At 75.5% G+C, this 14,065-nt stretch carries 14 protein-coding genes; 1 reads left to right on the top strand and 13 read right to left on the bottom strand.

The features are described 5' to 3' along the window. Positions 1–58 precede the first annotated feature (58 nt). The 11 genes from GXW83_RS18465 to GXW83_RS18515 all read right to left on the bottom strand — a co-directional run bounded on the left by GXW83_RS18465 (position 59) and on the right by GXW83_RS18515 (position 11,955). The gene (locus GXW83_RS18465; RefSeq protein WP_182444139.1) at positions 59–829 is read right to left on the bottom strand and encodes an alpha/beta hydrolase; all 771 of its coding nucleotides are present in this window, start codon (positions 827–829) and stop codon (positions 59–61) included. Further along, positions 826–1,971, bottom strand: coding sequence for an LLM class flavin-dependent oxidoreductase (locus GXW83_RS18470; protein WP_182444140.1), 1,146 nt, complete (start codon positions 1,969–1,971; stop codon positions 826–828). The genes GXW83_RS18465 and GXW83_RS18470 overlap by 4 nt, the downstream gene beginning before the upstream one ends. Before the next feature lie 3 nt (positions 1,972–1,974). Further along, positions 1,975–3,264, bottom strand: coding sequence for an acyl-CoA dehydrogenase family protein (locus tag GXW83_RS18475; protein WP_182444141.1), 1,290 nt, complete (start codon positions 3,262–3,264; stop codon positions 1,975–1,977). After that, on the bottom strand, positions 3,261–4,361 hold the full coding sequence (locus tag GXW83_RS18480; RefSeq protein ID WP_182444142.1) for an LLM class flavin-dependent oxidoreductase: 1,101 nt from the start codon (positions 4,359–4,361) through the stop codon (positions 3,261–3,263). The genes GXW83_RS18475 and GXW83_RS18480 overlap by 4 nt, the downstream gene beginning before the upstream one ends. Positions 4,362–4,428: 67 nt before the next feature. Then, positions 4,429–5,475, bottom strand: coding sequence for an ABC transporter ATP-binding protein (locus GXW83_RS18485; RefSeq protein WP_182444143.1), 1,047 nt, complete (start codon positions 5,473–5,475; stop codon positions 4,429–4,431). After that, positions 5,472–6,515 (bottom strand): ABC transporter ATP-binding protein, encoded by a 1,044-nt coding sequence (locus GXW83_RS18490; RefSeq protein WP_182444144.1) that lies wholly within the window; start codon positions 6,513–6,515, stop codon positions 5,472–5,474. The genes GXW83_RS18485 and GXW83_RS18490 overlap by 4 nt, the downstream gene beginning before the upstream one ends. Beyond that, entirely contained in the window at positions 6,496–7,404 is a 909-nt protein-coding gene (locus GXW83_RS18495; protein ID WP_182444145.1) for an ABC transporter permease, read from the bottom strand. The genes GXW83_RS18490 and GXW83_RS18495 overlap by 20 nt, the downstream gene beginning before the upstream one ends. Beyond that, a complete protein-coding gene (locus tag GXW83_RS18500) occupies positions 7,401–8,504 on the bottom strand; it encodes an ABC transporter permease (RefSeq protein WP_182444146.1) in 1,104 nt (367 codons plus the stop codon). Before GXW83_RS18500 ends, GXW83_RS18495 begins: the two co-directional genes overlap by 4 nt. Then, positions 8,501–10,054 carry an ABC transporter substrate-binding protein gene (locus tag GXW83_RS18505; RefSeq protein ID WP_182444147.1) on the bottom strand — a complete coding sequence of 518 codons (1,554 nt, stop codon included), beginning with the start codon at positions 10,052–10,054 and terminating at the stop codon, positions 8,501–8,503. The genes GXW83_RS18500 and GXW83_RS18505 overlap by 4 nt, the downstream gene beginning before the upstream one ends. Before the next feature lie 495 nt (positions 10,055–10,549). After that, positions 10,550–11,494: a DsbA family protein gene (locus tag GXW83_RS18510; protein WP_225447082.1), complete on the bottom strand. Its 945-nt coding sequence runs from the start codon at positions 11,492–11,494 to the stop codon at positions 10,550–10,552. After that, the gene (locus GXW83_RS18515; protein WP_182444148.1) at positions 11,491–11,955 is read right to left on the bottom strand and encodes an Rrf2 family transcriptional regulator; all 465 of its coding nucleotides are present in this window, start codon (positions 11,953–11,955) and stop codon (positions 11,491–11,493) included. Before GXW83_RS18515 ends, GXW83_RS18510 begins: the two co-directional genes overlap by 4 nt. Positions 11,956–12,123: 168 nt before the next feature. Between GXW83_RS18515 and GXW83_RS18520 the strand changes: the two genes are divergently transcribed. Next, positions 12,124–12,624, top strand: coding sequence for a cupin domain-containing protein (locus tag GXW83_RS18520; RefSeq protein WP_182444149.1), 501 nt, complete (start codon positions 12,124–12,126; stop codon positions 12,622–12,624). Between the two features lie 93 nt (positions 12,625–12,717). Here GXW83_RS18520 and GXW83_RS18525 read toward each other — a convergent pair whose 3' ends face one another. Both GXW83_RS18525 and GXW83_RS18530 read right to left on the bottom strand, forming a co-directional pair. After that, complete coding sequence (locus GXW83_RS18525) at positions 12,718–13,035, bottom strand: hypothetical protein (protein ID WP_182444150.1); 318 nt, start codon at positions 13,033–13,035, stop codon at positions 12,718–12,720. Further along, the gene (locus GXW83_RS18530) at positions 13,032–14,021 is read right to left on the bottom strand and encodes a thaumatin family protein (RefSeq protein WP_225447083.1); all 990 of its coding nucleotides are present in this window, start codon (positions 14,019–14,021) and stop codon (positions 13,032–13,034) included. The genes GXW83_RS18525 and GXW83_RS18530 overlap by 4 nt, the downstream gene beginning before the upstream one ends. Positions 14,022–14,065 lie beyond the last annotated feature (44 nt).

Consider the following 14,065-nt stretch of genomic DNA (forward strand, 5'->3'; position numbering starts at 1 on the left):
CCCGCGCGGGTGGTTCGGCGCGCGGGACGGCCGGGGCGCGGCTAGGCCCGGGGCGCGGCTAGGCCGGTGCGGGTGCCGGTGCGGGGGCGGTGACGGTGACCACCACCGGCAGGTCGGCTCCGCCGCGCAGCCGTTCGAGCCACTGGACGACGGTGGCGGCGACGCTGCGGTGGGAGATGTCATTGAGCGCGTCGTGCCGACCGTCCGCGACGGTGGCCAGCACCGCCTGCGGCAGCCGGGCGGCCAGCCGCCGGGCTTCGGCGACCGGGCTGACCGGGTCGGCCTCGCCGTGCAGCAGCAGCACCGGCAGGCTGCCCAGCTCCGCGGCGGCGCGTTCGGCGGCGTCGGCGAGCGCCGCCGGGACGGGCTCGGCCAGGCTGCCGCGGGTGAAGCCGGCGTCCGCGTCCAGCCGTCCACGGTGGGTCGGGCAGGCAGTGCGGGCGCCGAGTTCGCTGTCCCAATCGGTGAGGGGCGCGCCGTCGGCATCCAGGGCGGTGCCGGCCAGCAGCAGCGCATCGGCGTGCAGGGCGGGGTACACGGCGGCGGCGAGCGCCTGCAGCGCGCCGGTGTCGGAGCCGGCCAGCACCAGCGGGACGGCCGCGCCCTGGGCGATCCGGGCGATGTCGGCGGCGGTGCGCTCCCCGTCCTGGCCGGGTGCGGTGTCCAGGACGTGCACCACGTAGGCGTCGGCGGCGAGCCGGCGGCCGAACCGCTCGTACACCCCGGGGGTCTCGCCCCGGCCGGGCAGCAGGATCAGGGTTCCGCGCTGCAGCAGGCCCTCGGGCGGGTACCAGCTCGCGGTGCGGGTGGCGGCGGGCGCGGCGGTCACCGGGCACCGCCGGCCACCGCGGCGAGCGGGGCCGCGGCCGCCTCGCGGCGGGCGAGTTCGGCGCCGACCAGCGGCAGCAGGTGCCTGCCGTAGTCGACGGCGTCGTCCAGCGGGTCGTAGCCGCGGATGAGCAGGGTGGTCACGCCGATGTCGACGTAGTCCAGCAGCGCTTGGGCGACCGTCTCGGGGGTGCCGACCAGCGCGGTGGAGTTGCCGGCCGCGCCGGTGGCGGCGGCGGGCGCGGTCCACAGCGCCCGGTCGTGCCGGTCGGCCTTGGCGGCGGCGGCCAGCAGCCGCTGCGATCCGGCGTTCTGCGGCTGCGCCCCGGGGCCGACCGGCAGGATCGCCCGGCGGCGCCCGAACAGCGGGTTGTTCGCGCCGTGGCCCCGGATGGTGTCCAGGATGCCGTGGGCCCGCTCCCAGGCCGCCTCCTCGGTGGCGCCGAGGATCGGCCGGAAGGAGACGCTGATGCGCGGCGGCGTGGTCCTGCCCGCCGCCTCGGCGGCGGCGCGGACCGAGGCGATCTGCTGGGCGGTCTCGGCCAGCGGCTCGCCCCACAGCGCGAACACGTCGGCGTGCTTGCCGCCGACCCGGTAGGCGGCCTCGGAGGAACCGCCGAAGTACAGCGGTATCCGCGGCTGCTGGGCGGGCCTGACCTCGGCGTGGAAGTCGTCGAAGCGGTAGTAGCGACCGTCCAGGCCGAAGGGGGCGTCCTCGGTCCAGGCGCGCTTGAGCACGTCCAGGTACTCGTCGGTGCGGTCGTAGCGCTCGTCCTTGGGCAGGTGGTCGCCGTCGCGGCGCTGTTCGGCGTCGTGGCCGCCGGTGATGATGTGGACGGCGACCCGGCCGCCGGAGAACTGGTCCAGGGTGGCGAAGGTGCGGGCCGCGAGCGTCGGGGCGACGAAGCCGGGCCGGTGGGCGACGAGCAGCCCGAGCCGCTCGGTGTGGGCGGCGACGTGCGCGGCGACCTGGGTGCCGTCGGGGCTGCTGGAGCCGTAGCCGATCAGGATCCGGTCGAATCCGGCCTCCTCGTGGGCCCGGGCGAAGCGGCGGGTGTAGTCGGGGTCGACGACGGGGCCGCTCGGTGGACGGGTCTCGGAGCCGTCGCGGGTGCCGATCATGCCGATGAATTCGACGCTCATGGGTCAACTGCCTTCTGTGGGTGCGGGAGCGGGGGCCCGGCGGGCCAGGGCGGCCCGTCCGGCGGCGAGCAGGACCATGTCGTCCTGCGGGGTGTGGACGCGGCTGCACAGCACGTCGCGCAGGTGCCGTTGCAGCGGGTGGGCGCGGGTGAGGCCGTGGTTGCCGACCAGGGCGACGGCCTGCTCGACCGCGCCGATGGCGGCGCGGGTGCCGATCACCTTGGCCGCACCGGCGGCTTCGGCGGCGGCCTGCGCCTCCTCCTCGGCGTCGGCGTCGGCGGCCTGGGCCAGGGCTGCGACCAGGCGTTCCGCGCCGGTCAGGGCGGTGTCGATCTCGCCGACGGCGGTCTGGAAGCGGGGCAGGGCGGCCAGCGGCGCGCCGAGCGCGGTCGGGGTGCGCTGGTGCAGGAAACCGGTCAGCCAGTGCTGGGCGGCGCGGGCCACGCCGAGGTAGAGGGCGGTCAGGCCGAGGGCGTTCCAGGCGCCGACGACCGCGTTCCGGCCGCCGCCCGGATCGGGCCCGGCCAGGCCGACGACGTCGCCGGCCGGCACCCGGACGGAGTCCAGCAGCACGTCGTCGCTGCGGCTGGCGCGCAGGCCGAGGTGGTCCCAGGTGGGCAGGATCCGCAGCCCGGCGGAGCCCGGGTGGACCAGGAAGGAGCCGACCCGGGGCGGGTTCTCGTCGGTGCGGGCCCAGACCAGCATCCGGCCGAGGGCCTCCGCGCCGGTGGAGAAGATCTTGTGGCCGGTCAGTTCCCAGTGGTCGCCGCGGAGTCGGGCGACGGTGGCGGGCAGGCCACCGCGCACCGGCGATCCCAGGTCGGGTTCCACCCGCAGGGCGTTGAGCAGCACCGGACGTCCGGCGGACTCGGCGAGCACCTCCGCGTACGCCCGGGCGGGCCAGGCGCGGGTGCGGGCCTCGGCGGCGTGGGTGAACAGCGTCATGGCGGTGACCAGGGCCACGGCCGGATCCCCGGCGCCGAGGGCCTGGAGGATGCGCACGGTGTCGGCCAGCCCGGCGCCGGGGCCGCCGTGCTCGCGCCCGACGGTGGCGGTGAGCAGCCCAGCGGCGTGCACGGCGGCGACGCCCTCGTGGGGGAAGCTGGCGTCGCGGTCGTGCTCGTCGGCGTGGTCCGCCAGGGCGGCGGTGAGTTCGGGCAGGCGGCCGAGGTCGGGCGGGGCGAGCTGAGGCGGAGCGGACGGCTGCGGCGGCGGGGCGGTGCCTTGAGGCGGGGCGGTGCCTTTGGGGGCGGTGCCTTTGGGGGCGGTGCCGGGCTGGGCGGTGGCGGTCATGCGCTCGCTGCTCCGGCCAGGACGCGGTTGCCGACCAGGCCCTGGCGGTCCGCCTGCTCGCGGACCAGGCCGACCAGCGTGCCGTAGTCGCGGGCGTCCTCCAGCGGGCTGAAGCCGCGGATCAGCAGGGTGCCGACGCCGAGCGCGGTGTAGTCCAGCAGCGATTCGGCGACCTGCTCGTACGAGCCGACCAGGGCGGTGGAGTTGCCGGCCGCGCCGGTGACCTTGGCCACGGCCGTCCACAGCCGCTTGTCGTGGACGTCGCCCTGGGCGGCGTACTCCAGCAGCCGCCGTGATCCCTGCTGCGCGGTGTGGTCCAGGTTGAACGCCTTGCGCAGTTCGCCGGAGCGCTCCTTGGTGAGCCGCAGGATGTCCTCGGCCCGCTTCCACGCCTCGGCTTCGGTCGCGGCGGGGATGGGCCGCAGGCTGACGCTGAAGTTGGGGGTCCGGCCGTGCGGCGCCGCCGCCGCGCGGACCTGGGCGATCCGCTCGGCGATCCCGGCCAGCGGCTCGCCCCAGAACGCGTACACGTCGGCGTGCTTGGCGCCGGCCCGGACGGCGTCGTCGGAGGCGCCGCCGAAGTAGATCGGGATCGGCCGGGAGGGCAGCAGCGAGGAGCGTCCGCCGCGCACCTGGTAGAACTCGCCGTCGTGGTCGAAGGGTTCGGTGGCGGTCCAGGTCTTGCGGACGACCTGGAGGAAGTCGTCGGTGCGGCGGTAGCGGGTGGGCTTGTCGCTGAGGTCGCCGTCGCGGGCCTGGTCGGCGTCGTCGCCGCCGGTGATGACGTGCAGCGCGACCCGCCCGGGGTGGAAGGCGTCCAGGGTGGCGAACTTGCGCGCGGTCAGCGTCGGGGAGACGAAGCCGGGCCGGTGGGCGAGCAGCACGCCGAGCCGGGTGGTGTGGGTCAACACCTGGTCGGCGACGATGAATCCGTCCGGGCTGGCCGAGGAGTGCGCGACCAGGATCCGGTCGAAGCCCGACTCCTCATGGGCCAGGGCCAGTTCGCGCAGATAGGCGGGCTGGACGACGGGTCCGGACGCGCTGCCGGTCTCGCTGAAGGGGGCGGTGGAGGCGATGCCGATGAACTCGATGGACATGGTTTCTCCCGATCGATCGGAGCAAGGGATATGACGAAGCGTCAGTAATGGTGTGCGAAGCGGTCGTTCAGGCGCCGACGGCGGCAGCCTGCGGTGCGTCCAGCCGACCGCGCCAGGTTTCGGCGTGGTGGCAGGCGGCCTCCCGGCCGGGGGTGATCGCCTTCGCGGGCGGGGCCTGGCGGCAGGCGTCGTCGGCGAACCGGCAGCGGGCGGCGAATCCGCAGCCCGGCGCGCCGGGCCCGGCCGTCAGCGTCCACCCGGGCCGGGGCCCGTCGGCCCGCAATTGCGCCGGTGTGAGGCTGTGCTCGCGCCGGACGCTGGGCGCGGAGGCGGTCAGCAGCGCGGTGTACGGGTGCAGCGGGCGGGTCAACACCTCGGCGGTGGAGCCCTGTTCGACCAGTCGGCCGCGGTAGAGCACGGCGATCCGGTCGGCGATCCCGGCCAGCGAGCTGAGGTCGTGCGAGATCACCACGACCGCGACGTCGAGTTCGTTGCGCAGCCGGTCGAACAGCCGCAGCACGTGGTTGCGGTTGGACGCGTCCAGGGCGCTCACCGGCTCGTCCGCCAGCAGCAGCCGGGGCCGGGTGACGACGGCGCGGGCCAGTGCGACGCGCTGGCGCTGGCCGCCGGAGAGCTGCCCGGGCAGCCGGTCGGCGAGGGCCGGGTCCAGCCCGACCCGGTGCAGCGCCTCGGCGGCGCGTTCGGTGCGCTGCTCGCGGCTGCCGGTGCCGGTGACCGCGAGCGGTTCGGCGACCAGCGCGCCGACGGTGAGGTCCGGGTCGAGCGAGCGCAGCGGGTCCTGGAACAGGTACTGGGCGCGGCCGGTGCGGCGGAAGTCGCGCAGGGCGCGTCCGCGCAGCCCGGTGACCTCGGCGCCGTCCACGCTGATCCGGCCGCCGGTGACCGGGGCGAGGCCGACGACGGCGCGGGCCAGCGTGGTCTTGCCGGAGCCGGTCTCCCCGATGACGCCGAGGATCTCCCCGGCCCGGGCGTGCAGCGAGACGCCGTCGAGGACGCGCTGTCCGGGGCGGCCGCCGCGCCGGGGGTAGCCGACGGACAGGCCGTCGATCTCCAGCAGCGCCGTGCCGGGCGCGGTGCCTGCTGCCGTGCTCATGCGTTCACCTCCTGCAGGGCGGTTCCGGTCAGGTGCAGTTCCCCGGCGCGCAGGCAGCGGCTGCTGCGGGCGTCGCCGACGGGCCGCAGTTCGATCTGCTGGCGGCCGCAGTCGGGCAGGGCGTGGGCGCAGCGGTCGGCGAAGCGGCAGCCTGCGGGGGTGCGGCCGGCCTCCGGGGGGCGTCCGGGGATCACCGCGAGTTCGCGGCGGGACCAGTCGCCGATGGAGGCGACCCGCAGCAGCGCCTCGGTGTAGGGGTGGGCGGGCGCGGCCAGCACCTCGTCGGTCGGGCCGTCCTCGACGACCTCACCGGCGTAGAGCACCACGATCCGGTCGCACACCTCGGCGACCACCGCGAGGTCGTGGCTGACCAGCAGCAGGGCCAGTCCGCGTTCGGCGCGCAGCCGTCCGAGCAGGTCGAGCACCTCGGCCTGGACGACAGTGTCGAGGGCGGTGGTGGCCTCGTCGGCGACCAGCAGCTCGGGATCCCCGGCGACGGCGACGGCGATCAGGACGCGTTGCAGCATGCCGCCGGACAGCTCGTGCGGGTAGCGGTGATAGACCTGCTCGGGCTGGTGCAGGCCGACGGCGGTGAACAGTTCCACGGCGCGGCGGTGGGCGTCGGCCCGGGACAGGCCCTGGCGGACCCGCAGCGGTTCGGCGAGCTGTCGGCCCACGGTGAGCGAGGGGTTGAGGTAGGAGGCCGGGTCCTGGAAGACCGCGCCGAGGCGGACCCCGCGCAGCCGTTCCCAGCCGCGCCGGTCCAGCGCGGTCAGCTCGGTGGCGTCCGCCGCCCCGGCGTCCGGGTCGCCTCCGGCCAGGGTGGCCGTCCCGGCGGAGACGGCGCAGCCGGGCGGCAGCGCGCCGAGGACCGAGCGGCAGGTCAGCGTCTTGCCGCTGCCGGACTCCCCGACCAGGCCGACGGCCTGTCCGGCCCGGACGGTGAAGGAGACGTCGCGGACGGCCTCGGTGCGGCCGTGGTCGACGGTGATGTGCAGGCCCTGGACGGTCAGCACCGGGTCAGGCGGCGATGCGGGCATCGGTCTGCTCCTCAGGTACGGCGGCGGCGGGGGCCGGTGCGGGCTCGGCGTCGGCGGCGGGCGGTCGCAGGGCGTCGGCCGCGCCGCTGTCGCGCAGGGCGTCCGCGAGCAGGTGCAGCGCTCCGGCGGTGACCATGACCAGCAGCCCGGGCAGGACCGGCGCCCAGGGCTGCTGGGCGAGGTAGCCGAGGTCGGTGGCGAGCATGCCGCCCCAGGTGGGGGCGGGCGGCTGGACGCCCAGGCCGAGGAAGGTCAGCGAGGCGACCGTGAGCAGGCTGGTGGCCAGCGCCTGGGCGGTGGTGACGGCCACCGTGGGCAGCACCTTGCTCCAGATGTGGGTGCGCAGGACCCACCGGCGCGAGGCGCCCATGAGTTCGGCGGCCTCCACGTACGGGGACTGCCGCAGGCCGAGCGCGGCGGCCCGGGTGACCCGGAAGAACAGCGGCGACAGCAGTACGCCGAGGGCGATCATCGCCTGGTGGATGCCGTTGCCGAGGACGCCGATGGCGGCGATGGCGAACAGCGTGAACGGCAGGGTCATCAGCGCGTCCACGGCGCGCAGCGATATCCACTCGAAGGTCCGGCCGAGCCAGAGCGAGGCCAGCCCGGGAACGATCCCGATGACCAGGGCCACGCCGGTGGCCTCCAGCGCCCCGGCGACGGAGAGCCCGGTCCCGGCGAGCAGCCGGGAGAGCACGTCCCGGCCCAGGTAGTCGGTGCCCAACAGGTGGGCTCCGCTGGGCCCTTGCAGGATGTGGTCGGCGTCCTGGGCGAGCGGGTCGTGCGGGGCGAGCTGCCCGCCGAAGACCGCCAGCAGGGCGACCACGGCCAGGACGGCGAGGGCGAGCCGGGCGACCGGTAGCCGCCAGGTGCGGCGGATGGTCCTCATGCCCCGGCCCTCCCATCCGCGACCAGGGCGTCGGCCGGGGCATCGGCCAGGGCGTCGGCCGGGCCGGTGCCGCTGTCGGCCGGGGAGCGGCGGCGGGCGGCCGGGGTGAGCGCGGAGAGCCCGGCGTTGACGGCGAGGTTGGCGATCAGCACCACCGCCACGGTCACCAGCAGCGTGCCCTGGATCACCGGCACGTCCTGCTCCTGGGCGGCCTGCAGGGCGAGTTGGGCGATGCCCGGCAGGTTGAAGATCCGCTCGGTGACCACCGCGCCGCCGATGATCATCGGGACGCTCATGCCGAGCACGGTCAGCGCGGGCCCGACGGCGTTGCGCAGCACGTGCCCGAACAGGACCCGCCGGGCGGAGAGCCCGCGCATGGCCGCGCCGGTCACGTAGTTCTCGCGCAGCGCCCCGACCAGCGAGGTGCGCAGCTGCCGGGCGATGCCGGCAGCCGCGTCCAGGCTGAGCGCGAAGCCGGGCAGCAGCGCGAACCGCAGCCACTGGCCCGGGTTCTGGCCGAACGGCACGTATCCGCCCGAGGGCAGGGCGCCCAACTGCACCGACACGACCACGATCAGCGCGATCGCCACCACGAAGGCGGGCAGCGTGCCCAGCACCGAGGAGACCAGGGTGACCAGCCGGTCGATCCGGCCGCCGTTGCTCAGCGCCGCCGCGATCCCGGCCGCGCCGCCGAGCACCACCGCGAGCAGCAGGGCCAGTCCGGCGACGGAGAGGTCCACCGGCAACGCCTGGAAGACGCTCTGCGAGACGGACGCCGAGGTGAACCAGGAGCGTCCCAGGTCGCCGCGGAGGGCGTGGCCCAGCCAGCTGACGTACTGCACCGGCAGCGGCCGGTCCAGGCCGAACTGGTGGTTCATCCGGGCGATGTCGGCCGGGGTGGCGGTGATCCCGAGCACCGCCGCCCCGGGGTTGGCGCCGGACATCGCGCCCAGCCCGAAGGTGAGCAGCGAGGAGAGCAGGAACACGGTCACCGTGGTGCCGAGCGCCTTGGCGAGCGGCAGCGGCGCCCGGGCGGTGCGGGCGAACAGGGCGCGCAGGCGCAGGCCCTCGCCCGGGCCGCCGACCGTGACCGCGCTCATGCGACGGTCACCCCTTCGAAGCGCTGCACCACGGCGTCGGCCGGGAGCTGCGAGACACTGCTGCTGCGGGCCAGGATGCGCGGCACGGTGTAGAGGAAGACGTTGGGCATGGTCCGCACGGCCAGTGCGGTCGCGGCCCGCAGCACGGTCGGGTACTCGGGCGAGTCCAGCGGGGTGGCCGAGACCTTGGCCAGCGCGGCGGCCAGCCCGGGCGGGGCGACCCGGCCGGGATTCATCAGGCCCTGCGCCCCGAACAGCACCTGGAACGCCTGGGCGGCGGAGTCGCGTCCGGCGAACTGGTCGGTGAACAGCGCCTCGGAGTGGTTGACGTAGACGATCTCCGTGGCCTGGGCCAGCGGGATCACCTGGATCCTGGCGTTGATGCCGACGGCCTGCAGCTGCGCCTGCAACTGCTCGGGCAGCCCGGCGGCGGCCGTGGTGGTGATCTCCAACTCCACACCGCCGGCGTGGCCCGCCTTGGCGAGCAACGCCCGTGCCTTGTCCGGGTCGTAGCCGTACAGGCCGTCCGAGGAGGGGTCGTGGCCGACGTAACCGGGCGGGAAGGGCTGGTTGCTGACCTCGCCGTAGCCGAACTGCTGCACCTTCACAAGGGCCTGACGGTCGATCGCATACTGCAGGGCGAGCGCCACGTCGGGGTCGGTGAACGGCGCCTTGGAGGTGTTGATGTCCAGGACGGCGACCACCATGGACGAGATCACCTGGACGTCGAGCCCGGCGGCCTTGGCCGCGGCGACCTGGCTGCCGGGTATCTGGGCCACGTTGTACTGGCCGGACTGGAGCGAGGCGACGACCGTGCTGGCGTCCGGCAGCGGGTAGACCTCGACGCCCTGGAGTTTGATGTTGGCGGCGTCCCAGTAGCCCGGGTTGCGCTTCAGCACCGCCTTCTCGTTCTGCACGTAGGAGGTGAGGGTGAACGGTCCGGCGCCGGCCGGCCGGGTGGCGATCCCGGCGGCGTCGGCCTGGAACGCCTTGGGGCTGACCAGCATCCCGGTCTTCCCGGCCAGCAGGTTGGGTATCTGGTAGTCGGCCTGGGTGAGTTTGACGACGACGCTGGTGGGCCCGGCCACGGTGACCTCGGCGACGTGTGCCAACTGGGCGGCGACCAGCGACTTGGGGTCGGTCCGGCTGCGGTCCAGGCTCTGCTTGACGGCGGTCGCGTCCAGCGGGCTGCCGTCGCTGAAGGTCAGCCCGGGGCGCAGGGTGAAGGTGATCTGCGTGCCGGTGGCGTCGTAGGCCCAGGAACTGGCCACCGCAGGAACGGCGTTGCCCTGGGCGTCGAGCTTGGTCAGCGCCGAGTAGACCAGCGAGAGGTCGTGGACGTCCCACCCGGCGGAGGAGTAGATGGGATCCCAGGAGGTGGGCAGCGCCCAGCCCCACTTGAGCGTTCCGGTGTCGGCGCCCGCCGTGCTGCCGCCGGAGCCGCTGCCGCAGGCAGTGAGCGCCGCGGCGGCGCCGGCCCCGAGACCGAGGCCGAGGAACGAGCGTCTGGCGAGAGCGGCAGAGGCGGTCGACTTCAGTGCAGATGTCATGACGATGCGTCACCTTCGATGAGGATGCGCCGAGTTGCTCCCTGGGGAGGGAGTTCGGGCAGCGCGCGGGACGCCACGGCGGGGCGAGCCGACGGCGCGGGCGGGGGTGTGCTCAGGGCGGCTGGGCGTGCTCAGGGCGTGCGGAGGCACCGGCGCTCGGAGCGGCGCGGTCCGGAGCGGCGCGGTCCGCTGGTGCGCGGTCCGGTGCGGGACCGTGCGGGCGGTGCGGGATGCGCGGTGCGATGGGTACGCCCACGGAACGCGCACGGAAGGAACCGGGCTCAGCGCCGTCCGGGCGGGCGGCGCCGCTCGGTCGAGGTCCTCACGGACGTTCGGGACGCGCGGCGCGGGGACCGGTGCGGCGGGTCAGCGACAGAGGGCGCTGGAGGTGCGCCGCAGGTCCACGTAGCGGCACACCACGGCGGGGTGCGTCGTAGGCATGGGTTCATCCTGGTGGTGCGGAGCGGTCACTGTCAATGGACACCAAAAGGTGTCTCATTCCGCGGGCCCCTCCCGGCGGTTCTGCGGGCGCTGTCGGACCAGCGCCGGGCGCACCGCCGCCTCCTGCGGGTGCAGCCACAGCGGGCCGCCCGCGGTGTCCACCCGGACGGCCTCCGGCGGCGGGCAGCCCTCGGTCGAGAGCAGTTGCAACTCCCTGGTGGTCATGGACCGGTGGAGCTCCAGCGCGGCCCCGGCGGAGCAGCGTTCCGGCTCCTGCGGCAGCTCCGGCCAGACCGCCCGCAGCGCCTGCGCGTACGCCTGCGCGGGGCGCAGACCCGGGACCACCCGGCGGCCGCCGGGACCGCTGACGACGATGGTGGGCAGGGCGTAGCGCAGGCTGCCGTCGTCCAGCTCGCGGGCCCGGCCGCTGTGCGGCGGCGGCCCGTCCAGGTCGATCACCTCCGGCAGCGGCGCCCGCGCCTCGGCCCGGTCGGCGCGCACCGACGCCTCGACGGCGGCGGAGGCGGCGTCCGCCCGCAGCCGCTCGGCGTCCAACCCGGGCACACCGCGGACGCAGTCGAGCACCCGCTCCGGGGTGTCGGCGGGCTCGCCGAGGACGAACACCGACTCGCGCAGGCGGCGCAGCACCCGCTCGGCCACGGCCGGGCCCTGCGCCTCGGCCGCGCGGGCGGCCAGCGAGGCGGGCCAGCTGCTCAGGGCGACGCGTTCCAGCCGGGCGGCCCGGGGCGCGCCGGTGTGCCCGGCCACCTCGGCGACGTATCCGGCGTACCAGGCGGTCTCGGCGTCCGGGTCGGGGGCCGGGTCGTCGTCCGCGTCGAACAGGATCGCGTAGACCCGCCGCCAAGGGACGCGGCCCCCGACCTGCGCGCGCAGCCGCCGGAAGGACGGCTCGGAGCCCCAGGCCCAGGGGCAGAGCGGGTCGGTGTACTCGACGATCTCCGCGCCCGCGTGGATCCCGGCCACCGGTGCGCCCGTCACACCGCGACCCGTTCCGCCGCCGGCTGCGCCGACGGTTCCGGGGCCGGGGCGGCGGCCGGGCGGTAGCCGCCGAGCAGCGAGGCGATGGAGGTCTCCTCCATGATCCGCCGTGCCCCGGCCTCGACCGCCCGCCATATGCCGGGCAGCCCGGAGGCCGGCCCCGGGTAGGCCAGCCCCGCCGGTGTCTCGCCGCGCAGGGTCATCAGCTCGCCGTCGACCGCCAGGGCAACGTCCAGCAGGCTGATCTCCTCGGCCGGGCGCCCCAGCCAGTAGCCGCCCTCGCAGCCGCGCTGGCTGCGCACCAGGCCGGCCCGGCGCAGGTCGCCGACCACGGCCTTGAGGAAGCGGAAGGGGATCTCCTGGGACGAGGCGATCCCCTCGCAGGTGAGCGGCCGAGCCGTGTCGAGGGCGAGTTCCAGCAGTGCCCTCACGGCGTAGTCCGCCTTCGCCGAGATATGCATGCAGACGAATGTAACCCGCGAACAGGGCCGCCCGGGGGGTCCGCGACAAAAAGACACCTCTTGACATCCTTTCCGCCCGGCTCCTACCGTCGCTTGCATCCGCCGCATCCCCTCGGCCTCCGCCGCACCCGCTCCCGCGGCGGCCGTTCCCGACCACTGGACGCCCCGATGACCACGCAGCGCCCGGCCCAGCACGAGGGCTTCCACCCGGACCTGACCGACGACACCGCGCCGCCGCAGCCGGGCGTGCGCAGCAGGGTGCACCACGTCCGGGCGGACGACCTGGACGGCGACACCGCGCAGACCGGCGGGATGCGCCGCTTCGCGGCCATCAGCGGCGCGCGGGTGGGCTCCGAGCGGATGTGGATGGGGCAGACCCATGTCGCCCCGGCGACCGCCTCCGCCGACCACCACCACGGCGAGTCGGAGACGGCCATCTACGTCGTCAGCGGCCATCCGGAGTTCGTCTTCCTGGAGGAGGCCGCCGACGGCACGGCGCAGGAGGTGCGGCTGCGCACCGCCCCGGGGGACTACATCTTCGTGCCGCCGTTCGTGCCGCACCGCGAGGAGAACCCGGACCCGGCCGAGGAGGCGGTGGTCGTCATCGCCCGCAGCACCCAGGAAGCCGTGGTGGTGAACCTCCCCGGCCTGCACGTCCACCACGCCTGACGCTCCGTCAATCCTGCCCGGCGGCAGGACACTTGACCGGTCCCCGGGTGGCGCAGGGCCGGTCGACGGCCTACGGAGCGGCGGGCGTCGTCGTCACGGCCGGGTCGGGGCTGCGCCGAGGTCCAGTCGCTCCAGCAGTTGCCACAGCACGGCCCGGGCGTCGGTGTCGCGCCCGCCGGCGACCTGCTCGATCAGCGAGAGCTCGGCGGACATGGAGACCACCAGCCGCGCCGCCGAGGCGGGGGCCGGGCCCGCCTGGGCGGTGACGCCGGTGGCCGGGGTGGTCGGACCGGGGCGCAGCAGCGCCGCTGCGCCGAGCGCGGCCAGGCAGGCCAGCACCGCGCCGACGGCCACGGCGGCGGCCCGGGTACGCGACCGGCCCGCCCGGCGGACGCGGCGGCGGCCGGTCATCGGCTGACCCCGAAGGTGATCCGGTAGTCGCAGCCGCCGGAGCAGGTGTAGACGCTGCTCTGGTCGTCGTAGACGTAGGAGTAGCCGGTGGGTTCGGCCCGCTTGAAGATCGCGGCGTAGTCCACCGGCCACCGGGCGGGCAGGCAGGTCGCCCGGGTGCTCCAGGCTCCCCGGCAGCAGTACTGGTCGGTGTTGAAGACCGTGCACGGGCCGAGGCAGCCGACGACGCTGCCGCCGACCCTGTCCTGCAGCGCCGACGGGCAGGTGGCCAGCAGGTCGTGGGTGCAGCCCGCCGGTATGCAGCCGTCCGCAGAGACCTTGTCCGGGGTGGTGCCGCCGGTGTGGTTGATCCACATCGGCAGGTTGAAGCCGTCCAGGTTGACGTCGTAGAAGTCCATGCCGCCCCAGGCGTTCAGGTCGAACTCGGCGAGCGTCTCCGGCGCGGTGCTGCCCGCCGTGCCGCACTGGAAGCGGCCGTCGCAGTCGCCGGTGACGCAGTGGCCCTGCCCGGCCGCGTCGAAGGAGCAGCCAGTGCGGCCCCACAGCCGGCCGTTCCAGCCGTCCGGCATCAGCAGGCTGACGCTGGCGCCGGGCGGGAGCACCCAACCGGTGCGGGCCAGCGGCTCCTTGGGGTCGGCCTGGGCAGCCGGCCACACCGTCTGCGCGGTGGCGTTGACGAAGGTGACCACCCGCTGACCGGCGGCGGGCACGGGCGCGGCGGGCGCGGCGGAGGTCCGGTGCCCGGCCGGGGCGGGGGCGTGCGTCGCCGACGCCGCTGCCGAGGCGTGGGCGCTGCCGTGCGCGCTCGCGCTGCCGCGCGGGGCGGCGGTTCGGGCGGCGGCCGTACCGGCCGACGTCGCCGGTGCGCCGCTCACCGCCGACGGTGCGGCCTGGGCCGCTCCCTGGGTGCGGCCCGCGCCGAACAGCCTCCCGGGCAGGAACGCCGCGAGGGCCACCAGCGCGACCACCCCCACCACCACGGCCACCTGCCTCCTGTGCGGACCCCGCCTGCGATGACGCATCTGTGCCA

It is taken from the genome of Streptacidiphilus sp. PB12-B1b (genome assembly GCF_014084125.1).
Lineage (GTDB): Bacteria > Actinomycetota > Actinomycetes > Streptomycetales > Streptomycetaceae > Streptacidiphilus.

What these genes read in the sequence shown, in the direction of transcription:
- GXW83_RS18515 (WP_182444148.1), bottom strand. Translation starts at nt 11,955, where the DNA reads ATGCATATCTCGGCGAAGGCGGACTACGCCGTGAGGGCACTGCTGGAA.
- GXW83_RS18525 (WP_182444150.1), bottom strand. Translation starts at nt 13,035, where the DNA reads ATGACCGGCCGCCGCCGCGTCCGCCGGGCGGGCCGGTCGCGTACCCGG.
- GXW83_RS18500 (WP_182444146.1), bottom strand. Translation starts at nt 8,504, where the DNA reads ATGAGCGCGGTCACGGTCGGCGGCCCGGGCGAGGGCCTGCGCCTGCGC.
- GXW83_RS18495 (WP_182444145.1), bottom strand. Translation starts at nt 7,404, where the DNA reads ATGAGGACCATCCGCCGCACCTGGCGGCTACCGGTCGCCCGGCTCGCC.
- GXW83_RS18520 (WP_182444149.1), top strand. Translation starts at nt 12,124, where the DNA reads ATGACCACGCAGCGCCCGGCCCAGCACGAGGGCTTCCACCCGGACCTG.
- GXW83_RS18505 (WP_182444147.1), bottom strand. Translation starts at nt 10,054, where the DNA reads ATGACATCTGCACTGAAGTCGACCGCCTCTGCCGCTCTCGCCAGACGC.
- GXW83_RS18480 (WP_182444142.1), bottom strand. Translation starts at nt 4,361, where the DNA reads ATGTCCATCGAGTTCATCGGCATCGCCTCCACCGCCCCCTTCAGCGAG.
- GXW83_RS18470 (WP_182444140.1), bottom strand. Translation starts at nt 1,971, where the DNA reads ATGAGCGTCGAATTCATCGGCATGATCGGCACCCGCGACGGCTCCGAG.
- GXW83_RS18475 (WP_182444141.1), bottom strand. Translation starts at nt 3,264, where the DNA reads ATGACCGCCACCGCCCAGCCCGGCACCGCCCCCAAAGGCACCGCCCCC.
- GXW83_RS18485 (WP_182444143.1), bottom strand. Translation starts at nt 5,475, where the DNA reads ATGAGCACGGCAGCAGGCACCGCGCCCGGCACGGCGCTGCTGGAGATC.
- GXW83_RS18490 (WP_182444144.1), bottom strand. Translation starts at nt 6,515, where the DNA reads ATGCCCGCATCGCCGCCTGACCCGGTGCTGACCGTCCAGGGCCTGCAC.